This window comes from Dactylosporangium sp. NPDC051087, from assembly GCF_055586325.1.
The window spans coordinates 1-22336 of record NZ_JBVJIJ010000013.1 but is presented as its reverse complement, the minus strand read 5'-3'; the positions used below and the strand labels follow the sequence as shown (position 1 = coordinate 22336).

At 74.2% G+C, this 22336-nt stretch carries 13 protein-coding genes; 10 read left to right on the top strand and 3 right to left on the bottom strand.

What is annotated here, in order from left to right:
• Nucleotides 1-7: 7 nt before the first annotated feature.
• Nucleotides 8-4102, bottom strand: a complete 4095-nt coding sequence (locus ACZ6TV_RS24640; RefSeq protein ID WP_465299597.1) for a helix-turn-helix transcriptional regulator — start codon at nt 4100-4102, stop codon at nt 8-10.
• Nucleotides 4103-4206: 104 nt separating this feature from the next.
• On the opposite strand from ACZ6TV_RS24640, the gene ACZ6TV_RS24635 reads away from it, so the two are divergent.
• From ACZ6TV_RS24635 to ACZ6TV_RS24625, 3 genes are all read left to right on the top strand, one after another.
• Nucleotides 4207-4710, top strand: coding sequence for a GNAT family N-acetyltransferase (locus tag ACZ6TV_RS24635; protein WP_465299596.1), 504 nt, complete (start codon nt 4207-4209; stop codon nt 4708-4710).
• A 239-nt stretch (nt 4711-4949) separates the two neighbouring features.
• On the top strand, nt 4950-7607 hold the full coding sequence (locus tag ACZ6TV_RS24630) for a transglycosylase domain-containing protein (protein ID WP_465299595.1): 2658 nt from the start codon (nt 4950-4952) through the stop codon (nt 7605-7607).
• 41 nt (nt 7608-7648) lie between these two features.
• Nucleotides 7649-10300 carry an RNA repair domain-containing protein gene (locus ACZ6TV_RS24625; RefSeq protein ID WP_465299594.1) on the top strand — a complete coding sequence of 884 codons (2652 nt, stop codon included), beginning with the start codon at nt 7649-7651 and terminating at the stop codon, nt 10298-10300.
• A gap of 22 nt (nt 10301-10322) precedes the next feature.
• On the opposite strand, the gene ACZ6TV_RS24620 is transcribed toward ACZ6TV_RS24625, so the two are convergent.
• A complete protein-coding gene (locus ACZ6TV_RS24620) occupies nt 10323-11327 on the bottom strand; it encodes a nitronate monooxygenase (RefSeq protein WP_465299593.1) in 1005 nt (334 codons plus the stop codon).
• 95 nt (nt 11328-11422) lie between these two features.
• On the opposite strand from ACZ6TV_RS24620, the gene ACZ6TV_RS24615 reads away from it, so the two are divergent.
• The 7 genes from ACZ6TV_RS24615 to ACZ6TV_RS24585 all read left to right on the top strand — a co-directional run bounded on the left by ACZ6TV_RS24615 (nt 11423) and on the right by ACZ6TV_RS24585 (nt 21973).
• Entirely contained in the window at nt 11423-12418 is a 996-nt protein-coding gene (locus ACZ6TV_RS24615; RefSeq protein ID WP_465299592.1) for a LacI family DNA-binding transcriptional regulator, read from the top strand.
• 212 nt (nt 12419-12630) lie between these two features.
• Complete coding sequence (locus ACZ6TV_RS24610) at nt 12631-13977, top strand: ABC transporter substrate-binding protein (RefSeq protein WP_465299591.1); 1347 nt, start codon at nt 12631-12633, stop codon at nt 13975-13977.
• A 2-nt stretch (nt 13978-13979) separates the two neighbouring features.
• On the top strand, nt 13980-14909 hold the full coding sequence (locus ACZ6TV_RS24605) for a carbohydrate ABC transporter permease (RefSeq protein WP_465299590.1): 930 nt from the start codon (nt 13980-13982) through the stop codon (nt 14907-14909).
• Nucleotides 14906-15778, top strand: coding sequence for a carbohydrate ABC transporter permease (locus ACZ6TV_RS24600; protein WP_465299589.1), 873 nt, complete (start codon nt 14906-14908; stop codon nt 15776-15778). The genes ACZ6TV_RS24605 and ACZ6TV_RS24600 overlap by 4 nt, the downstream gene beginning before the upstream one ends.
• Before the next feature lie 43 nt (nt 15779-15821).
• Nucleotides 15822-18722 (top strand): CBM35 domain-containing protein, encoded by a 2901-nt coding sequence (locus tag ACZ6TV_RS24595; RefSeq protein ID WP_465299588.1) that lies wholly within the window; start codon nt 15822-15824, stop codon nt 18720-18722.
• A 34-nt stretch (nt 18723-18756) separates the two neighbouring features.
• The gene (locus tag ACZ6TV_RS24590) at nt 18757-20334 is read left to right on the top strand and encodes a glycoside hydrolase family 13 protein (protein ID WP_465299587.1); all 1578 of its coding nucleotides are present in this window, start codon (nt 18757-18759) and stop codon (nt 20332-20334) included.
• Nucleotides 20335-20647: 313 nt separating this feature from the next.
• On the top strand, nt 20648-21973 hold the full coding sequence (locus ACZ6TV_RS24585) for an FAD-dependent oxidoreductase (protein ID WP_465299586.1): 1326 nt from the start codon (nt 20648-20650) through the stop codon (nt 21971-21973).
• 39 nt (nt 21974-22012) lie between these two features.
• Here the strand turns inward: ACZ6TV_RS24585 and ACZ6TV_RS24580 are convergent.
• The coding region (locus tag ACZ6TV_RS24580; protein WP_465299585.1) for a pectate lyase at nt 22013-22336 on the bottom strand (324 nt) is incomplete at its 5' end.

Genomic DNA, 22336 nt, shown 5'->3' with positions numbered 1-22336 from the left:
AGCCCTGTCAGCGGGGGTCGTGGCCGCCGAGCAGCTGGATGAGTTCGCGGCGGGAGCGGATGCCGAGCTTCCGGTACACGTTGCCGAGGTGGTAGTCGACGGTGCGGACCGACAGGACGATCCGGTCGGCGATCTCCCGGCTGGTGCGGCCCTCCGCGGCGGCGTAGGCGATGCGCCACTCGTGCGGGGTGAGCCCGTCCAGCGCCGTCGCGGGGGCCGGCGCCCCGGCGGGGGTGCTGCGCCCGCTGGACGGGGTGAGCTCGGCGTGTGCCTGCTCGGCGAACGCGTCGGCGCCCGCGGCGGTGAACAGGTCCAGGGCGGCGGTCAGGTGCTCGCGGGCCGGTCCGCGGCGGCGGGCCCGGCGCAGCCACTGCCCGTGGGCGAGATGGGTGCGGCCGAGCTCCACCGGCAGCGGCACCCCGTCGAACGCGGCGAGGGCGGGACCGAAGCCGGTGCCGTCGTCGCCGAGGACCGCGCGGACCCGGGCGGCGACGGCGGCCATGCCGGCGCGGCCGGTCGCGGCGACGGCGGCGTCGAGCCGGTCGGCGACGGCGTGCGCGGCGCGGGCCTGCCCGGTCTTGACCAGCGCCTCGGCGAGGTCGGCGGCGACCGGCAGGAACCCCGGCTCGACGACACCACCGGCGCGCAGGATGTCGTCGGCGCGGCCGAGCTCGGCGACGGCGGCGTCGTGGCGGCCGGCGGCGAGGGCGGCGACGCCGAGCGCGGACCGTGCGTGCACCTCGACGCCGAGGTTGCCGGGGGTGAGCGCGAGCGCGGCGGCGGCGTGCCCGGCGCAGTCGTCGGCGCGGCCCAGGACGGCCTCGACCTGGGCGAGGACGGTGAGCGCGTCGGCGGTGTTGACGGGCAGGCCCATCGCCTCGGCGAGCTCGACACCTTCGAGCGCGTCGGCGTAGGCGGCGGTGACGGCGCCGGTGCGCAGCCGCAGCCTGGCCCGCAGCGGCAGCGTGTACGCGAGCAGGGAGATGTCGTCGAGGCGGCGGCCGCCGTCGACGTCGTGGTCGAACAGCCGCGCGGCGGTGGCGTGGTCCTCCAGCCAGGTGAGGACGTCGCCGAGCTCCGCGGCGGACCCGTCGGCCTCCCGGGGACTGCCCGGCTCGCCGAGGCAGGCGGTGACGCAGCGGCGGGCGAGCAGCGGCCCCTCCGGGTCGCCGGCGAGGGTGAGGGAGTGCGCGAGCCGGATCGCGATCTTCGGCAGGTCCGGGTCGGGCAGGGCGGTGCCGGCGACCTCGGCGGCGCGGACGCTGACCCGGACCATGCCGGCGACGTCGAGGTGGCGCATCGGGCCGTTCATCGCCAGGCTCAGCGTCCGGGCGGCCTTCTCGGGCACGTCGGCGCCGTTGCGGTCGACCTCGGCGACGATCGCGGCGAACGCGGCGTCGGCGTCGCCGCGCAGCATCGCCAGGTAGGCCCGCTCGCCCAGCACCCACAGCCGGCCGGCGGTGCTGGTGACCAGGGGCAGCGCGTCGTCGAGGAGGGTCACGGCGTGCTCGACGGCGCCGGCGCTGACCCAGGCGCGGGCGGCCATGGCGAGCCGCTGCCCGCGCGGCTCCGGCGCGGCGGTGAACGCGGCGGCCCGTTCCAGGGCGGTGGCCTCGGCGACGAGCCCGCCGCGGCGGCGGGCCCGGCCGGCGGTCTCGTCGAGGGCGTCGGCGACGGCGTCGTCGGGGCCGACGAGCGACAGCGACAGGTGCCAGGCGCGCCGGTCGGCGTCGTCGGCGGTGACGCACGCGTCGGCGAGCGCGGCGTGGACCTCGCGGCGCTGCCCGGGCAGCGCCCGGTGGTAGACGGCGGAACGGACCAGCGGATGCCGGAACCGGACCGTGCCGCCGGTGTCCACGAGCAGCCCGGCGCGGGTCGCGGCGTCCAGCGCCGACGGCCACAGGCCGAGCCCGGCGAACGCCCGCGCGAGCAGCGCCGGAGTGCCGGTGCCGGCGGCGGCGCAGACGAGCAGCGCGACCTGCTCGCCGTCGGCGAGGGCGGCGACCCGGTCGGTGAACGCGCGCTCGATCCGCTCCGTCGTCGGCAGCGGCTCCGTGACGGGGCTGCGGCCGGCGCGCTGCTCGTCGGTGAGGGCGCCGGCGAGCTCCCGCAGGGCGAGGGGGTTGCCTTCGGTGGCGGTGAGGAGCCGGTCGGCGACGGCGCCGGAGCCGATCCCGCACCGGCGCAGCAGCGCGGCGCCGGCCTCGCCGTCGAGGCCGCCGAGGTCGACGGTCGCGGCGCCGGGGGCGGTGAAGGCGGTGCCGCTGCGGGTCGCGAACACGACGAGGACCCGCTCGGCGAGGAGCCTGCGGGTGGCGAAGAGCAGCGCACCGGCGGAGGAGTGGTCGAGCCAGTGGGCGTCGTCGACGAGGCACAGCAGGGGCCGCTCGTCGGCGGCCGCGGCGAGCAGCGACAGGGTCGCGGCGCCGACCGCGAACCGCTCCACGGCGGCGCCGCCGTCCGGGCCGCCGTCAGATCCGGTGTCCGATCCGGCGTCCAGCCCGAACGCCGCCCGCAACGCGGCCGCCTGCCCGCCGGGCAGGCGGTCCAGCAGCGGCAGCAGGGGCCGGGTCAGCGCGGCGAGCGCCGCGAACGGCAGGTCGGCCTCGAACTCGACGCCCGCGGCCCGCACGACGTGGAAGCCGTGCGCGGAGACGGCGAGGTCGTCCAGGAGGGTGGTCTTGCCGATGCCGGGCGCGCCCCGCACGACGACGCCGCGGCTGTGCCCGTCGCGGGCCTCCGCGGCGAGCTGCAGCAGCCGCGCCCGCTCCGCGTCCCGGCCGAGGATCTCCTCCCCGCCGGGCGCGACGTCGAGGTCGGCGGCCTCGGCGGCGGCCGTCTCCAGGTCCCGGGCCGCGGCGTCGGCGTCGCCGGGCAGGCCGCGGCGCTGCAGTGCCTCCGCGAGCCGGCGCAGGGAGTACAGGGCGGCGGGCCGGTGCCCGAGCGTCCGGTTGTCGCGCAGCGCCGCCCGGAAGTGGGCGACGGCGGCGTCCAGGTCGCCGGTGGTGAGCGCGGCGACGCCGAGAGCGTGCTCGACCGAGCCGAAACAGGCGACGGCGAGGCTCGCCGTCATCGGCAGCCGGGCGTGCGGGGCGAGCAGCGCGGCGGCCTCCGCGGCGAGGGCGGCGTCGCCGAGCAGGTGCGCGGCCTCGACGACGCCGTAGAGGGTGACCAGCCAGCTGCTGCCGCGGGGCAGCGTCGCCAGGCCGTCGCCGCGGAGGCGGGCGAGGACGGCGGCGGCGCGGGCCCGGTCACCGGCGGCGGCCGCCGCGACGGCGAGCCCGGCGAGCGGCGACCGGTCGATGGCGCTGAGCGTCGCGGCGTGCGCGAGGTCGCCGAACATCGGCAGCAGCTCCGTGATCCGGCCCTGGAACCAGCGGATCGCCATGAGCTGCCCGCCGTGCCAGCCGTCGGTGTCCTCGTCGCCGGCGTCGCGGCCCCGGTCGGCGCAGGACGCGGCGAGCCACTCGGCGTGCTCGAGCCGGCCGGCCCGGATGCTGAGCATCACCCGCATCGCGGCGGCGACATACCCGACGGCGAGATGGTCACGCTCGGCGAGCGCGTCGGCGAGCGCGCTCAGGCGCCGCTCGGCGAGGAGGTCACCGGCGAGGAACAGGTCCGCGGTGTGCCACAGCATGCCCATGATCAGGTCGCCGCGGCGGCCGGTGCCGGCGGCGACACCGAGCAGCTCCCGGGCGAGGCGGTGCCGGGTCCCGGCGTGGGCGGGGGCGAGGAGGCAGTGGTGGGCGAGGCTGAGCGTCTCGGCGAGCGCGACCGGGTCCCCGGCGGCGCGGGCCTCGTCGAGGACGGCGAGGATCCTGGCGGGGTCGCCGGCGGCGTAGCCGGCCTCCGCGGCGAGCCGCGCCCGCAACCGGATCGCCGCCGGGCCCGTCGCGGTCGTCAGCGCCCGGGTGACGCGCTGCTCGACGAGGGCGGCGGCGGCCGCGTCGCGGTGCTCGTGCACCCACAGCCCGGCCAGGCCGAGCGCCGCCTCCGGGTCGCCGGGCGACTCCTGCCACGCCTGCTCGAACAGGGTGCGGGCGGTGCGCAGGTCGCCGTCGTCGTGCAGGGCCGCGACGGCCCGCGCCAGCACCGAGTCCACGGCGGATGCTATCGCGGGCGGGCGGATTCCCGACACTCGGTTACCGGCGCCCGCCGGTAGTTCTACGGATCCGGGTCACCGGTGCCCGCGCCGATGCTCGACGTATGCAAGAGGTGATGTCCCGCCCCGACGCGCGGCGGTTACGTGTCAGGCCCCTCGCCCGTGGCGAGGTCGACGTGCTGCAGGACGTCTTCGACGGCCTGTCCGTCCGGTCCCGGTACCTGCGCTACCACACGGCGATGCACCGGCTGAGCCCGGCGAACCGGGCGGCACTGTCCGCTGTGGACGGACGCCGCCGGATCGTCCTCGTCGCCGAGCGGATCGGTCCGGGCGGCTGGGTCGCCGAGGGTATCGGCCACCTCGTCGCGACCGGGTCCGGGCGGGCCGAGGTCGCGGTCGAGGTCGTCGACGCCGCGCAGGGCCGCGGGGTCGGCCGGACCCTGCTGCGGCACCTGGTGACGGTCGCGGAGGCCCTCGACTACCAGATCGTGGAGGCCGCCGTCCTCACCGACAACACGCCGATGCTGCGCCTGCTGGGCCGCCTGTTCCCGGACGCCCGCACCACCGTGGACGGCCCGACGGTCGCCGTGGAGGTCCGTCTCGGCTGAGCCCGCCGCCGGTGCACGCCGAACGGCGCACACCCCGGGACGGCGGACCGATCGTCCTGGACCGCGGGCCGGTCGTCCCGGATGGTGGACGGATCGACGAGCCGCCGGACCCGGGCGGGCGACCCCGGTCGCGGTCGGCGCACCGGCCGCCGGCCTGGGTCCGGGCGGGCGACCCGGGCCGTGGTCCGTCACCCGGACGATCGGCGTGGGGGCGCCGCGCCGCTAGCGTGACCCGCGTCATGGACCTCTTGAAGCGGCGCCCCCGCGCCTGGCTGCGGGTCACCTGCCGGGCGCTCGTGCTCCTCGTCCTCGTCACGATCGCCGGCGACGCCGCCCTCGAGGGCTGGATCGCCTCCGTGGACCTGCCGGCCACCCCGGTCGGCCCGCAGGCGTCGGTGCTGTACTACCGCGACGGGCACACCGTCCTGGCCCGGGTCGGCGTCACCGACCACACCGACGTGCCGCTCGCCGCGGTCCCCGAGCCGGTCCGCCGGGCGTTCGTCGCCGCCGAGGACCGCGACTTCCCCGACCACTGGGGCATCTCCGTGCGGGGCGTGTTCCGCGCCGTCGTCGCCGACGCCGGCGGCGCCCGGCAGGGCGCGTCGACGATCACGCAGCAGTACGTGCGCAACGCCTACCTGACGCAGCAGGTGACGGCCGGGCGGAAGGCGCGGGAGTTCGCGCTGGCCGTCAAGCTCGAACGCGCCGTGTCCAAGGACGAGATCCTCGCCCGCTACCTGAACACCATCTACTACGGGCGCGGCGCCTACGGGATCGCCGCCGCCGCGCACGCGTACTTCGGGATGCCGCCGGAGGACCTCGACGGCGCGCAGGGCGCGGTGCTCGCCGCCGTCGTCAAGGACCCGTCGTACTTCGACCCGGCGGTCAACCCCGGCGAGGCCCTCGACCGGTGGCGGTGGGTCGTCGCCGGGATGGGCGCCGGGCAGCCGGCCTACCCGCCGGTGCTGCCGGTGGCGCGGCGGGCGGGCGGGAACGGGCTCGTCGTCGACCGGGTCGAGCGGGAGCTCGCCGCGCACGGCGTCACGGCGCAGCAGCTGCACACCGGCGGGCTCACCGTCGTCACCACCCTCGACGCGGCCGCGCAGGGCGCCGCCCTCGACCTCGTCGGCGCGGCGCTGCGCGGCCAGCCGGACGGGCTGCGGGCCGCGCTCGTCGCCGTCGACCCGGGCAGCGGCGCCGTCCGCGCGTACTACGGCGGCGACCAGGGCCGCGGGTACTACGACGACGCGGCCGCGCCGCACCCGCCGGCGGCGACGTTCCGGGCGGTCGCGCTCGCCGCCGGGCTCCGCGAGGGCATCGGCTACCTGTCGCGGTGGGACGGCCGATCGCCGCGGCTGTTCGCCGACCGGGGCGGCGTGCCGCTGACCAACCGCGGCGGCGCGCAATGCCCCTCCTGCACCCTCGAGGAGGCGATGGTCCGGTCGCTGAACACCCCGATCTACGCGCTGTCGCGGCGGATCGGCGGCGACAAGGTGCGGGCCGTGGCACTCGACCTCGGTGTCGCACCCGCGTACGGCGGCAACCCGTCGCTCGTCGACGTCCAGGGCGACCCGCGTCCCGGCCGCACCCGCGCCGACATCGCCCTCGGCCGCTATCCCGTGTCCGTCGCCGACGTCGCCACGGTCTACGCGACGTTCGCCGCCGCCGGTACCCGCAGCGAACGCCACTTCGTCGGGTCCGTGACGACCGCAGGCGGGGCGGTCGCGTGGCGGGCCGCGCCGTCCCGCGCGCGGGTGCTCGACCCGCGGGTCGCCGCCGACGTCACCGCCGTCCTCCGGGCCGTCGTCGACGGCCGCGGCCTCACCCCCGGGCGGCCCGCCGCCGGCGCCACCGGCAGCCAGCAGTGGGGCGACACCGGCGACAACCAGGACGCGTGGATGAGCGGCTACACCCCGCAGCTCGCCGCCGCCGTCTGGATGGGCAGGCTGGTGCCCGGCCCGATCCGCGACGACGGCGGCGCGCCCATCGAGGGCGAGACCCTCCCGGCGCGACTGTGGCGGGACTTCGTGCGGGCCGCGCTGCACGGCACCGCCGAGGCCGCGTTCCCCGCACCGGCGCACGTCGGGCGCGCCGACACCGGCGACGCCGGCAGGACCGGCAGCCCCGACGACCTCGACGGCCGCGCCCCGGCCGCCGCCGTCGGCGCCCGGCCCGTCCTGCGCACCGCCCACCCGGGCAGGACCCTCGCGCTGACGTTCGACGACGGCCCGTCGCAATACACCACCGCCGTGCTGGACCTGCTGCGCCAGTACGGCATCCGCGGCACCTTCTGCGTCGTCGGCGAGGCCGTCGCGGACCACCCCGCGCAGGTCCGCCGGATCGTCGCCGACGGCCACGCCCTGTGCAACCACTCCACCCACCACGACGAGCTCGGGCACGCCACCGCCGAGCGGGTCCACGACGACATCGCGACCACCGACGCCGCGATCGCCGCCGCCGCGCCCGGCTCGACCGTCACGTACTTCCGGGCGCCGTACGGCGACTGGGGCGTGTCGGCGAAGGTCGCCCACGACATGCGGCACACGCCGATCGGCTGGACCGTCGACCCCGACGACTGGACGATGCCCGGCGCGGCGGAGATCGTGTCGCGGATCGAGCGGCAGCTGACGCCGGGCGCGATCGTGCTCGTCCACGACGGCGGCGGCGACCGCGGCCAGACCGTGGAGGCGATGCGGATCCTGATCCCGCGGCTGCTGGCCGCCGGGTGGACGTTCGACCTGCCGGAGGTGACGGTGGAGGCGGTGCCGGCGGTGCCGACCGTGGACCCGTCGGCGGCGGAGGCCTCGCCGACGCCCGCGCCCGAGTCCACCGAACTGCCGTCGCCGTCGCCGTCGCCGTCGCCGTCCGGGTCGGCGGCGCCTTCGCCCGGCGGCTAAACCGGTGGAGCGCCTGTGGCGTGGCGGCCTACGATCCGGGCATGGCGAAAGGGACCGGGAGTCTGCGTCCCGTGCAGGACGTCGTGTCCCGGATCCGGTTCGACGCGGCCCTCGACGCCGCCCGGTTCGCCGTCGGCTACGAGGAGCGGGGCACCGGGATCCGGGAGACGCCGCTGCCGCTGTTCGTCGCCGGTGGGGACGTGCCGTGGCATCGGGTGCGGTACGTGAAGGCCGGCGACCTCGTCGTCTGGGACCGGCACGCGCGGGTCGACCTCGTGTTCGGCACCGGTGACACGCCCGCCGCGGACCTCACGGCGCTGCGGGACGCGCCGGCAGCGGCCCCTGCCGTCGCCCCGGCCGTCGCCCCTGCCGTCGCCGCGCCGGGGCGGGGGGTGGCGTTCGACGCCGCCGGGTGCCTGCGTTTCGACGCGGCCACCGGCGGGTGGGTGCCCGCGCCGCCGGCCGCGGACGTGCGGGCCGACGCCGTGCAGGTCGCCACGTTCAACGTGCTGTCCGACGCGTACGACCGGGACCTCACCTACCCCGAGCTGCGCGTCCCCGCGTGCGTCGAGCTCCTGCGCGGGCTCGGCGCCGACGTCGTCGCGCTGCACGAGGTGACGGTCGCGCTGTGGGACGCGCTGCTCGCCGCGCCGTGGGTCCGGGACGGCTACCACGTGTCGGCGGGTCCCGACGCGGACTACGGCACCGTGCTGCTGTCCCGGTGGCCGCTGTCGCTCGAGGTGCACCGGCTCAGCACGTACAAGCGGACCATCCTCGGCACGGCCCGCCTCAACGGGCGGCGGGTCGGGTTCGTCGCGGCGCACCTGACCAGCGACCACACCGCGGGCGCCGAGCAGCGCCGCGAACACCAGCTGCGGATCATCGACGAACGGCTCGGCCGCGGCGACCTCGACGGCGCCGTCGTCCTCGCCGACGTCAACTTCGGCGACGACACCCGCCCCGACGTCGCCGGCTACACCGACGCGTGGCGGGCGCTGCACCCGCACGACGCCGGGTTCACGTTCGACCCCGCGGTCAACCCGCTCGCGGCGGTCGCGTCCCGGACCGGGCTGCCGCGGCGCCTCGACCGGATCCTCATCCGGTCCGGCGCGCCCGGCGGGCTCGTGCCGCTCGCCGTGGAGCGCTTCGGCGACCGGCCGTTCGACGGGTCCCGGTTCGTGTCCGACCACTTCGGCGTCACCGCCCTCCTGCAGGACGCGGCACCGTCCACTGTGGTCGGTGCGGCGTCCGTGCACACGTCGGCGCTCGTCCTGCGCCCGCCGGTGGCGGCGTGGCCGGCGGTCCAGGCGATCCGGTCCGCGCACGACCCGTCGTTCCGGCGCTGGATGCCGCACATCAACCTGGTGTACGGGTTCGTCCCCGAGGACGCGTTCCCGCGGGCGGCGGCCGCGGTCCGGGAGGCCGTCGCCGAGCTCGGGCCGGTGCGGATCCGGTTGTCGGAGTTCCGCACGTTCAAGCACCGCGGCAGCACCACCGTGTGGCTGGAGCCGTCACCGCCGGAGCCGCTGCGGGAGCTGCGGGCGGCCCTCGCCGCGCGTTTCCCCGGCTGCGTCGAGCAGGACAGCCGCGGCGGGTTCACCCCGCACCTGACGGTCGCGAAGCTGACCGGGCCGGACGTCGACGCGCGGGTCCGGCAGTGGCAGGCGGACTGGGAGCCGGTCGAGTTCACCGTCTCGGCCGTGGACCTCATCAGCCGCCGGGACGACGAGCCGTTCGCCGTCCGCGACAGCGTGCCGCTCGGCCCGGTCGCGCCGCACCCAGCCGTCGCGGACCTGCCCGCGTGGAGCGGCCTGCCGTCACCGTCGCACCAGGCCGCGCTGCACACCGTCGCCGCCACCTGCGCCGCGGTCGACCCGGCCGGGGTGCTGCACGTGGCCGGCTCGGTGCGGCTCGGGGTCGCCGGGCCGTCCACCGACCTGGACCTGGTGTGGGCGACGCCGGCGCCGGACGCCCTGGAGCACCTCGCGGGGCTGCTGGACGGCGCGCGGCTCGCCGGGAGCGTCGTGCCCGTGGTGCGGGCCGTCGTCAGCGGCGTCGGGGTGGACGTGCAGCGGGTGAGCGTCGACCCGGCCGCGGACCTGGACCTGGCCGCCCTGCACGACGCCGACCTGCGGGCGGTCCTCGCCGTCCGGGACGCCGACGCGCTGCCCGCGGCCGACCCCGTGTTCCGGGCGCTGCTCGGCGACGTGCGGGCCTGGTCCCGCGCCCACCAGCTCGACGGCGCCGCGTGGGGGCTCGCCGGCGGGTTCACGTGGGCGGTGCTCGCCGCCGAGGCCCGCGCCCACCACGTCACCGACCTCGCCGGGTTCCTGCGGCACTGCGCCGGCCATCCCCGCCGGCCGCGCCGCGGCGAACGGCACGCGTACTGGCCCGTCTACTCCCCCACCCCGCCCGGCGTGAACACCACCCGCTCGATGACCCGCTCCACCGCCGCCGTGCTCCAGGAGGCGTTCGACGGCGGCGGCTCCCAGCGGCACGAGCACCGGGTGCTGCTCACCGGCGACGTCGAGGGCCGGGTGCTCGGCCTGATCCTCGCCCTGGAGGACGCGGGCGCGCGGGTCCGCCCCTACCCGCGGGCCGCCGCCCTCGGCCTCGACGGCGGCGACCCGGACGCGCTGCGGTCGGTCGTCGCCGCCACGGACCTGACCGCGCGCCTGGTCCGCCCCGCGTAGCCGGCCCGGGCCCCGGGCGCCGTCACAGCGCGGCGGTCAGGGCGGCGACGACCGCGGCGGCCGGGCCGGTGGCGGCGTGCCGGTGGCCGGTGCCCGCCCACAGGTGGACCCGGTCGAGGTCACCGGCGGCCGCGGCGGCCCTGCGCAGCGGCGCCGTCAGGTGGTGGATCCGTGGGTACCCGAGCGGCGCGGTCGCGTCGTGGCGGTCGATGAACCCGTTGCGCAACGCCCGCGCGGGCCGTCCCGTGAAGGCTCTGGTCACCACGGTGCCGGCGCCGGCCGGGGCGGCGAGGGCGGCCCGGTGCGGGGCCGAGGTGCCGGCCTCGTCGGTGCGCAGCAGGGCGGTGCCGGCCATGGTGGCGGCGGCGCCCGCGTGCAGGGCGGCGGCGACGTCCGCCGAAGTGGCGATCCCGCCCGCGGCGACGACCGGCAGCGACACCGCGCCCCGCACCGCCGCGACCAGCTCGGGCAGGCACAACGGCGGCACCGGGGACGGCGCGGCGGCGGGGGTCAGGGTGGCCGAGTGGCCGCCCGCGGAGGACGACTGCACGACCAGGGCGTCGACGCCGGCACCCGCCGCGAGGAGCGCCTCGGCCGGGGTGGTGACGGTCTGCAGGACGAGGGTGCCGACCCGGCGCAGCGCGGTGACCGTCGCCGCCGGCGGGATGCCGAACGTGAAGCTCACCGCCGGCACCGGGTCCTCGAGCAGCAGGTCGAGCTTCGCCGCCCAGTGGTCGTCGTCGTCCGCCGGTGGCGGCGAGGGGGTCAGGTCGTACACGGCGAACTCCGGCCGGAGCTCGTCCGCGTAGCGCGCCAGGGCGGCGGGCGGGACCGGGACGGCGGGCGGAGCGAAGAGGTTCACGCCGAACCACGTGCCGCCCGCCCTGGTCTGCGCGATCCGCGACGCCAGCGCGCCGGGGGTGAGATAGCCGGCGGCGAGGAAGCCGCCGCCGCACGCGGCGAGGAGGGCCGGGGTGCCGGCGCCGCCGGCCATGGGCGCGGCGAGCACGGGGCCGGGAAAGGTCACGATCCAATGTAACAACTTTCGTGACTACCCTCAGTTATGCAAATCGTTGCACGACCGGATGGTGTTTTTGCATGACCGATGGTTAGACTGCTGGCGTGGTCACGAGACTGTCGAAGGTCGCCAAATACGCCGGCGTGAGCGAGGCGACGGTCAGCCGGGTGCTGCACGACCGGCCCGGCATCGCCGCCGCGACCAGGGACTCCGTGCTCACCGCGCTGGACGTGATGGGCTATCAGCGGCCGTTCCGGCACCGCAGCGAGATGGCCCGGCTGGTCGGCATGGTGCTGCCCGACTTGCACAACCCGATCTTCCCGGCCTATGCGGAGGCGATGGCGGGCGCGCTGTTTCGGCAGGGTCTCGTGCCGGTGCTGTGCACGCGCACGTCCGACGGCGTGTCCGAGGCGCACTACATCGAGATGCTCCTGGCCAGGCAGGTCGCGGGCATCGTGTTCGTCGCGGCCAGCTATGCCGACGCGGGCCCGGAGCAGGCCGACGCGCTGCGCCGGCGGAAGCTGCCGATCATCCTGATCAACCCCGCGGACGAGAACCGGGACGTCCCGCGGGTCGGCGTCGACGACGCGATGGCCGTCGACCTGGCGCTGAGCCACCTGCAGAGCCTCGGCCACCAGCGCATCGGCGTCGTCGTCGGACCCGCCGGGCACGTCCCGTCGGACCGGAAGGTCGAGGAGTTCCTGGCCCGGGCCAAGGGGCCGGCGCGCAAGCTGGTCACCCGCACGATGTTCTCGATGGAGGGCGGCCAGGCGGCGACGAACGGGCTGCTCGCGCAGGGCGCGACGGCCGTCGTGTGCGCCAGCGACGCCCTCGCGCTCGGCGCCATCCGGGCGGCCCGCAAGCAGGGCCTCGACGTGCCCGGCGACCTGTCCGTGATCGGCTTCGACGACTCGGCGTACATGGCCTACACCGACCCGCCGCTGACCACGCTGCGGCAGCCGATCGAGACCATCGGCGCGGCCGCCGTCGCGTCGCTCGTGGCGCAGATCGACGGGCGCAAGGTCGCCCTCGACGAGCAGCTCTACGACCCGGAGCTCATCGTCCGGGACTCCACGGGACCGGTGAAGCACCGCTCCTGAGCTGGGAAAACAACTACATTTGCAAGGCTACGCAAGCGGAGTAGCGGGTTCTTGCATTGGATTGCAAGAAGCTATGGACTTTCTGATGTCCATGGCCCTACTCTCGTCTCCACGCGCCGGGAACAACGGCGCGGCCCTCACACGTCGTGAGCAAGAAGCCACACCCCTCGGGCCCGCCGCCCGATTCTTTGGCTCGTGGAGAGAGAGGCACCATGAAGCATTTCCGCGCCGCCGCGGCAGTGACCCTCGCAGCGTCACTGTTCTTGGCCGCATGCGGCGATACAGGGGACGAGCCGGAGGCCGCCGACGGACCGGTGACGCTGGTCGTCAACGGCATGCCCGCCGCCACCGACGAGTACAACCGCGCGAACTTCGAGAAGGACGTCAAGGACTTCGAGGCGAAGTACCCCAACATCAAGATCGACGCCAAAGAGGGTCAGATGGACCCGAAGACGTTCAGCGCCAAACTGGCCGGCGGCCAGCTGGAGGACGTCTTCTACGTCTACTTCACCGACCCGCAGAACCTGATCGCGAAGAAGCAGGTCTCCGACATCACGCCGTATCTCGGCGAGGTCCCGGCGCTCAAGGACGTCCGCCCCGTCCTGATGCAGGTCTTCAGCGACGGCAAGGGCAAGACCTATGGCCTGCCGTCGGCCAACTACTCCCTCGGCCTGATCTACAACCGGACGCTGTTCCAGCAGGCCGGACTCGACCCCGACAAGCCGCCGGCGACGTGGGCCGAGGTCCGCGAGGCCGCCAAGAAGATCACCGCACTGGGCAACGGCATCACCGGCTACGGCGACTTCAGCAAGAACAACACCGGCGGCTGGCACTTCACCGCGGAGCTGTACTCCGTCGGTGGCGAGATGGCGGTCAAGGACGGCGAGACCTGGAAGGCCGGCTTCAACAACGCCCAGGGCAAGCAGGTCCTGCAGCAGCTCAAGGACATGCGCTTCACCGACAGGTCGATGGCCGAGAAGCAGGCCCTGGAGTACGCGGACCTGCTGACCCACATGGCGTCGGGCAAGCTCGGCATGATGGTCGGCGGCACCGGCGACCTGCCCAACATCGTCAACCAGTACAAGGGCAAGTACGAGGACTACGGCCTCGGTGTCATCCCCGACGGCAAGGCGACCCTCGGCGGCGGCGACGGCTACATGTTCAAGGCCGGCCTGTCCCCCGCGAAGATCAAGGCGGGCCTGCAGTGGCTCGCGTTCCGCAAGCTCAACCCGGACCGCGTCGACGCCGACAAGGCCCTCGACAAGGAGAAGAACCAGCCGGTCGGCATCCCGGAGCCCAACATCTGGACGGGCGGGTCGGAGCAGAAGCTGATCGCCGCGAACACCAAGTACGCCAACGTGCCGGCCGCCAACTACGCGCCGTTCAACAAGGCCAGCGCCGGCGTCCCGCTGAAGATCGAGCCGCCGAACGCGCAGCAGCTCTACGCCGTGCTGGACACCGCGATGCTGAAGGTCCTCACCGACCCGAACGCCAACGTCGACCAGCTGCTCAAGGACGCCGAGACCCAGGTCAACCAGATCCTGGCGACAGTCAAGTAACGATGGCGACGATCACCCCGACCCGTCCCGCGCGGCCTGTCACCACCGAGGCCGCGCGGGGCGGAGCGACCAGGCGCCGGATCGCCGACAACGCCACCGCCTACGCGTTCCTGGCGGCGGGTCTGCTCTGCTTCGGGCTGTTCAGCTGGTGGCCGCTCGTCAAGGGCATCATCCTGGCGTTCCAGCAGGACAACTTCGTCACCGAGCCGGAGTGGGTCGGGCTGGCCAACTTCCAGGCGGTGCTCGACGACCCGCTGTTCTGGACGGCGTGGAAGAACACGCTGTACTTCACCGGCCTCGCCCTGGTGTTCGGCTACCTCGTCCCGTTCGGGGTGGCGATCGTCCTGCACGAGCTGCGGCACCTGAAGGGGTTCTTCCGGTTCGCGGTGTACCTGCCGGTGATGCTGCCGCCGATCGTCACGGTCATCCTCTGGCAGTACTTCTACGACCCGGGCAACGGCCTGTTCAACGCGGTCCTGTCGGCGCTGCACCTGCCCGAGTCGGGCTGGACGCAGTCGCCGCGGATGGTGATGGTGTCGCTGGTGCTGGTGAGCACGTGGGCCAACATGGGCGGCGCGACCATCATGTACCTGGCGGGCCTGGCCAGCATCCCCGGTGAGCTCTACGAGGCCGCGGAGCTCGACGGCGCCGGCGTCTGGAAGCGGATCCGGCACGTGACGCTGCCGCAGATGCGCTTCATCCTGCTGGTGCTGCTCCTGCTGCAGATCGTGGCGACGATGCAGGTGTTCATCGAGCCGTACCAGCTGACCGGCACCACCAACCCGGACTCGATCACGGTGATGGTGCTCATCTACCGCTACGCGTTCACCGTCAACAACGACTTCGGGATGGCCGCCGCGATGAGCGTGCTGCTGTTCGTCGTCCTGGGCGCGTTCTCCGCCGTGTACCTGCGACTCACCCGGAAGTCATGATGCGATCCCTCATCTCCGACAGCGAGCTGCAGCGCCACCGGGTGCTCTACCGGGTCGTGCTGTGGGGCCTCGCGGTGCTGTTCGTCGCGCTGTTCGTGTTCCCGCTGTACTGGATGGTCACCGGCGCGGTGAAGACCCCGGTCGAGCTCGCCCAGCCGGTGCCGACCCTCGTCCCGCAGAGCTGGCACCCGGAGACGTACCTCGACGCGTGGCGGAAGCTCAACATCGGCCGGTACCTGCTGAATACGGCGTTCTACGCGATCGGCGGCTGGCTGTTCCAGCTCGTCGTCGACGTCGCCGCGGCGTATGCGCTGTCGAAGCTGCGGCCCCGCTTCGGCAAGCTGATCCTCGGCGGGATGCTGGCCAGCCTGATGCTGCCCGCGGCGGCGCTGCTGGTGCCCAGCTACCTCACGGTCGCCGACGTGCCGCTGCTGCACGTGAACCTGCTCAACACGCCGTGGGCGCTGTGGCTGCCGGGCGCGGCGAACGCGTTCAACATCTACGTCCTCAAGCGGTTCTTCGACCAGATCCCCGACGAGCTGCTGGACTCCGCCGGCATCGACGGCGCCGGGCGGCTGCGCATGCTCTGGCACATCGTGCTGCCGCTGTCCCGACCGGTCCTCGCCGTGGTGTCGATCTTCGCGATCATCGGCGCCTGGAAGGACTTCCTGTGGCCGCTGCTCGTGCTGCCCGACCCTGACCACCAGACGATCAGCGTCGCGCTGAGCCGCCTGGCGTTCAACGGCTACGTGACCCCCAACGAGATGTTCGCGGGGCTCGCCATCACCAGCATCCCGATGGTGGTCGTGTTCGCCGTCTTCCAACGCAGCATCTTGAGCGGCCTGTCCGCGGGCGCGCTCAAAGGCTGATACAACACCCGTTTTTCTTCACACCACTAAGGAGATCGGTTCGATGCTCCGACGATCCCGCCTGCTCGCGATCGGGGCCGCCACCCTGATCGCGGCGGCGTCCATCACCCTCGCCGCGACGATGCGCGCCGAGGCCGCCACCACCACCTACCAGGCCGAGTCCGCCGCGCTCGCCGGTGGCGCCGCCACGGCCACAGACCACACCGGCTACACCGGCTCGGGTTTCGTCGGCGGCTACGTCGACGGCAACAAGGGCAACGCCAGGACCACGTTCAGCGTCGGCGTCTCCGGTACGGCGCAGCGCACGCTCACCCTCCGCTACGCCAACGGCACGGGCTCCGCCAAGACCCTGTCGTTGTACGTCAACGGGACCCGCGTCTCGCAGGTGTCGCTGAACGCGACCGCGAACTGGGACTCGTGGGGCACCCGCGTCGACACCGTCACGCTCAACAACGGGACCAACAGCGTCGCGTACCGCTTCGACAGCACCGACTCCGGCAACGTCAACCTCGACAACCTCGTCGTCGCCGACGTCGCCGCGCCGCCCGCCGGCACCCTCGAGGCGGAGTCCGCGGCGCTGTCCGGCGGTACGGCCGTCGCCACCGACCACAGTGGATTCACCGGCTCCGGGTTCGTCGGCGGCTACACCGACGGCAATAAGGGCAACGCCGCGACCACGTTCACCGTCAACCGGTCCGGTGCGGGCTCGTCGTCGCTGACCCTGCGCTACGCCAACGGCACAGGGTCGGCGATGACGCTCTCCTTGTACGTCAACGGCACCCGCGTCACGCAGGTGTCGCTGCCGGCGACCGCCAACTGGGACTCCTGGGGCACGCGGGCCGACACGGTCGCGCTGAACAACGGCGCGAACAGCGTCGCCTACCGCTTCGACAGCACCGACTCCGGCAACGTCAACCTCGACAACCTGGTCGTGGCGTCCGTCAGCACGTCGCCGACCCCGTCGCAGCCGCCCGCTTCCGGCGGTGCCGAGCTGGAGACCGCGTTCCTGTCCGGCGGGCCGACCGTCGCGACCTCGACCAGCGGCTACACCGGCACCGGCTACGCGACCGGCTTCACCGCCGTCGGCGCCCGCGCCATCCGTACCGTCAACGTCACCACCGCCGGGAACGCGGCCACGACGCTGCGGTACAGCAACACCACCGGCGGCACGAAGACGCTGTCGACCTACGCGAACGGCGTGAAGGTCGGCCAGATCTCCCTCGCCGCCGGCAGCGGCTGGCTCACCGCGGCGCAGACCCTGCCGCTGCGGGCCGGGCTCAACCTGATCGGCTACCAGTACGACAGCGGCGACTCCGGCAACGTGTCCCTCGACAACGTCGCCGTCGCCGGCTCCACCGCTCTCGCCGCGCGCGGCGCGACCGTCGCCTACACCGAGTACGAGGCGGAGAACGGCAGCACCAACGCCACCACGATCGGCCCGGACCGCGCCTACCTGAGCGTCGCCGCGGAGGCGTCCGGCCGGCGCGCGGTGCGCCTGGACAACGCCGGCAAGTACGTCCAGTTCACCCTCACCAAGCCGACCAACTCCCTGGTCGTGCGGGCGTCCGTGCCCGACAACGCGGCCGGCACCGGCACCAGCGCCAACCTCGCCGTCTACGCCGGCGGCGCGAAGGTCAAGGACCTGCCGGTCTCCTCCACCTACAGCTGGGTGTACGGCGCGTACCCGTACAACAACAACCCGGCCGGCGGTGAGCCGCACCGGTTCTTCGACGAGTTCCGCACCACGCTGCCCAGCTACCCGGCGGGCACGGTGCTGAAGCTGCAGAACGACGGCGGCACCCCGATCACCGTCGACCTCGTCGACACCGAGGTCGTCGCGGCGCCGTTCACCGCACCGGCGAACTCGCTGTCCATCACCGACTACGGCGCGGTCGCAGGCGGCGGCGACGACACCGGCGCGTTCAACTCGGCCGTCGCCGCGGCGAGGTCGCAGGGCCGGACGCTGTGGCTGCCGGCCGGCACGTGGGACATCACGTCCCGGATCAACGTCGACAACGTCACGATCCGCGGCGCAGGCATGTGGCACACCACGGTCCGCGGCAGCAACGGCAAGGGCGGCTTCTTCGCCACCGGCTCGAAGGTGCAGATCGCCGACCTCACCATCGCCGGGGACGTCCGGTACCGCGACGACACCAACTTCGACGCGGCCCTGGAAGGCAACTTCGGCACCGGCTCGCTGCTGCACAACCTGTGGGTCGAGCACACCAAGGTCGGCCTGTGGGCGTCCAGCGGCACCGACGGCCTGTACATGGTGGGCGTCCGCATCCGGGACACCTTCGCCGACGGCGTCAACCTCAACGGCGACCTGCGCAACACCCGCGTCGACCAGAGCGTCCTGCGCAACACCGGCGACGACGCCCTGGCCATGTGGTCCAACAGCGCGCCGGTGACGAACTCCGCGTTCACGTTCAACACCGCCGCCCTGCCGATGCTGGCCAACACGGCGGCGATCTACGGCGGGAACGGCAACCGGATCGAGGACAACCTGTTCTCCGACACGGTCTACGCCGCGTCCGGCATCGCGATCAGCACCTGGCACGGCGCGCAGCCGTTCTCCGGGACGACGAGCGTGCAGCGCAACACGCTGACCCGCACCGGTGGGTACGAGCGCAACTGGGGCTCCTCGATCGGCGCCCTGTGGTTGTACGCCGAGGCCCGCGACATCACCTCGACGGTGCTGGTCAAGGACGTCGACATCCTCGACAGCTCGTACCAGGGCCTGCTGATGACGTGGCAGCGGACCATCTCGGGCGTCACCTTCGACCACGTGAAGATCGCCGGTGCCGGCACCTACGGCATCGAGATCTCCGCCGCCGGCTCCGCCACCTTCAACTACGTCACCGTCAGCGGCGCCGCGTCCGGCGGGCTGCTCAACAACACCGGCTACACGCTCGTGCGTGGCCCGGGCAACAGCGGCTTCTAACCCCTTCACAACCAGCAGAAAGCGGGGACCTCCAGTGTCCACAGCAGATACCCGATGGTGGCGCGACGCGGCCATCTACCAGATCTATCCGCGGTCCTTCGCCGACGACAACGGCGACGGCGTGGGCGACCTGGCCGGGGTCCGGGCCCGCCTCGGGTATCTGCGGGACCTGGGGGTCGACGCGATCTGGTTCAGCCCGTGGTTCCCGTCGCCGATGGCCGACGCCGGCTACGACGTCGCCGACTACCGCGACATCGACCCGGCGTTCGGCACCCTGGCGGAGGCCGAGGCGCTGATCGACGAGGCGCACGCCCGGGGCATCCGGATCATCATCGACATCGTGCCGAACCACACGTCGACCGCGCACGCCTGGTTCCAGCGGGCGCTGGTGGATCCGTCGTTCCGGGACCGCTTCTGGTTCCGCGACGGCCGCGGTGACCTGCCCCCGAACGACTGGGGCTCGATCTTCGGCGGGCCGGCCTGGACCCAGGTCGCCGACGGGCAGTGGTACCTGCACATGTTCGACGCCGGCCAGCCCGACTTCAACTGGGACAACCCCGTCGTCCGCGAGGAGTTCGAGGACGTCCTGCGGTTCTGGTTCGACCGGGGCGTCGACGGCATCCGCATCGACTCCGCGGCGATGGTCGCCAAGGACCCCGCGCTGCCCGACTTCGACCCCGCGTCGCCGCCGGACCCGCACCCGTGGAACGACCGCGACGAGATCCACGACATCTACCGCGCCTGGCGCCGCGTCGCCGACAGCTACCCCGGCGGCCGCGCCCTCATCGGCGAGGTCTGGCTCGCCGACCAGCAGCGCTTCGCCCAGTACCTGCGCCCCGACGAGCTGCACGCGGCGTTCAACTTCGACTTCCTCGGCTGCCCGTGGGACGCCAAGGCGCTGCGCCGGTGCGTCGACGAGACCCTCGAGGCGCACGCCGCGGTCGGCGCCCCCGCCACCTGGGTGCTGTCCAACCACGACGTCACGCGGCACGTCACCCGCTACGGTCGGACCGAGACCGGCTTCGAGCACCACCTGCGCCAGACCCGGCACCTCGCCCCCACCGACCTGGCGCTCGGCACCCGCCGGGCCCGCGCCGCCGCGCTGCTCACCATGGCGCTGCCCGGCTCCGTCTACGTCTACCAGGGCGAGGAGCTCGGCCTGCCCGAGGTCGAGGACCTCCCCGCCGGGGCGCGGCAGGACCCGATCTTCGCCCGCACCGGCGGCGCCGACCCCGGCCGTGACGGCTGCCGCGTCCCGCTGCCCTGGACCGCCGCCGAGGTCGGGACGTCCGGCTGGCTCCCGCAGCCCGCCGACTGGACACAGTGGACCGTCGAGTCGGAGAGCGCCGACCCGTCGTCGATGCTCAGCCTGTACCGGCGGGCCCTCGCCATGCGCCGCGACCTGGCGGGACTCGGCGACGGCCCGATGGCGTGGCTGGACGCGCCCGCCGACGTCCTCGCGTTCACCCGCGGCGACGGCCGCTTCGCCTGCGTCGTCAACCTGTCCGGCGCCCCGGTCGACCTGCCCGCCGGCGAGGTCCTGCTCACCAGCGGCGACCTGCCCGGCGGCCGCCTGCCGGTCGACACGTCAGCCTGGCTGCGCCTCGCCTGACCGCGGCGCTTCCTGATCACCGGCGGGACGGGTCGCCGCACCCGTCCCGCCGGCACGCGTCGCGGACGCACCAGAGGCAGGCTGCGGTCGGGTCGGCGACTGTCGAGGGCATCGGGACACCGGAGAGATCCGCGGGTGTCCCGTGTCTTCCCTGTTCGGGCGGTCCCCGGCGGTCTGATACGGCTCGGTCGGCGACCTGACAGTCCCGTTGGAGACGGCGTGGGGCAGACCCGGTGGCTACGGTTTGCGCACAGCCAGCCACTTCAAACGGAGGATTCCCTTGTCACCCGAGGAAAAATCCGGTCATGCCGTCGTGCTCGGTGCCAGTATGGCCGGGCTGCTCGCCGCGCGTGTCCTCAGCGAGTCATTTGCGAATGTCACCATATTCGACCGTGACACCCTTCCCGCCGGCGCCGCCAACCGTAAGGGCGTGCCGCAGGGCGAGCACTCCCACGGGCTCCTCGCCCGTGGCCGCCAGGTCCTCGAGGAGCTCTTCCCCGGCATCGCCGGCGAGCTGACCGCCGCCGGTGCGATCCCCGTCGACATCATGCGCGACTGCGTGTGGGTCACCGGCGACCGGCCGATGCCGCGGGTCGCGTCCGGCCTCGCCGGGTTGTGCGTGAGCCGCCCGACGCTCGAGGCGGCCGTCCGCCGGCACGTCCTCGCCCTGCCCGGGGTCGTCGTCCTGGACGGTCATGAGGCGACCGGCCTGCTGTTCGACGGGGTCCGGGTCACCGGCGCGAAGGTCCGGCCCGTCGCCGGCGGCGAGCACGACGTGGCCGCGGACCTCGTCGTCGACGCGACCGGCCGCGGCAACCGCGGCCCGACGTGGCTCGCCGCACTCGGCTTCGACCGGCCGGTCGAGGAGCGCGTCGACCCGCTGACCGTCTACGTGTCCCGCGACTACCGCCGGGTCCCGGGCGCGCAGGACTACGCCGCGGTCATCAACTCCCCCAACGCTGGCCGCCCGTTCGGCGCCGTCGCGATCGCCGCCGACGGCGACCGGTGGATGGTGACGCTGCTCGGTGTCGGCGCGGGCCAGGCACCGCCCACCGACGCCTTCGCGGACTTCGCCGCGAAGCTGCCCGACCCGCGGTTGCGTGAGCTGCTCAGCACGGCCGAGCCGCTGGGCCCGCCGCTGCGGATGCGGCTGCCGGCGAGCGTGCGCCGCCGGTACGAGCGGATGAGCCGGCTCCCGGACGGCCTGGTGTCGATCGGGGACGCCGTCTGCGCCTTCAACCCCGCCTACGGCCAGGGCATGACGGTCGCGGCGGCGGAGGCGATCGAGCTGCGGGACGCGCTGCGGGCCGGCCGGGCGGGGCTGCCGCGCCGGTTCTACGCCCGCGCGGCGAAGGTCGTCGACGTGCCGTGGGACATCGCGGTCGGCGCCGACCTCGCCAACCCCGAGATCCAGGGTGAGCGCACGGGCAAGACCCGCTTCCTCAACGCCTACGTGGCGAGGATCCAGGCCGCGTCGGGCCGCAGCGCCGCGGTCGGCCGCCGGTTCCTGGAGGTCGCGAACCTGATGAAGGCGCCGCCGGCGCTGTTCGCCCCGTCGGTCGTGGCCCGGGCGCTGTGGTTCGGCCGCAAGCGGCCGGCCCCGGCACCGGCGGCGCGGCGGGAGACGATCGCCGCCTGAACCGCGGAGGGGCCCGGTGAAGGGCCCCTCCGCCGGCCGTCAGGCCCAGATCACGTCGGTGTTCGGGTTGTAGAAGCAGTTGGTGCTGTCGGGGCCGGAGCCGATGTGGGTCGGCTCGCTGCCCTTCGGGACACCCTTGTACTTGTCGCAGATGATCGTGTTGTGCGAGCTGTCGCCGATGACGGTGACGCGGGTGAAGCGGGCGGTGTCGCCCCAGTTGGTGTTGATGCCGGCGACGACCTTCAGCGACTTCACGCGGATGTTGTCGACGACGACGTTGCGCTGGTAGGAGTTCGTGCAGTTGCCGCAGGCCCGGTACAGCTTCCCGGCGTTCTCGACGTAGAAGCCGGAGATGTTGACGGT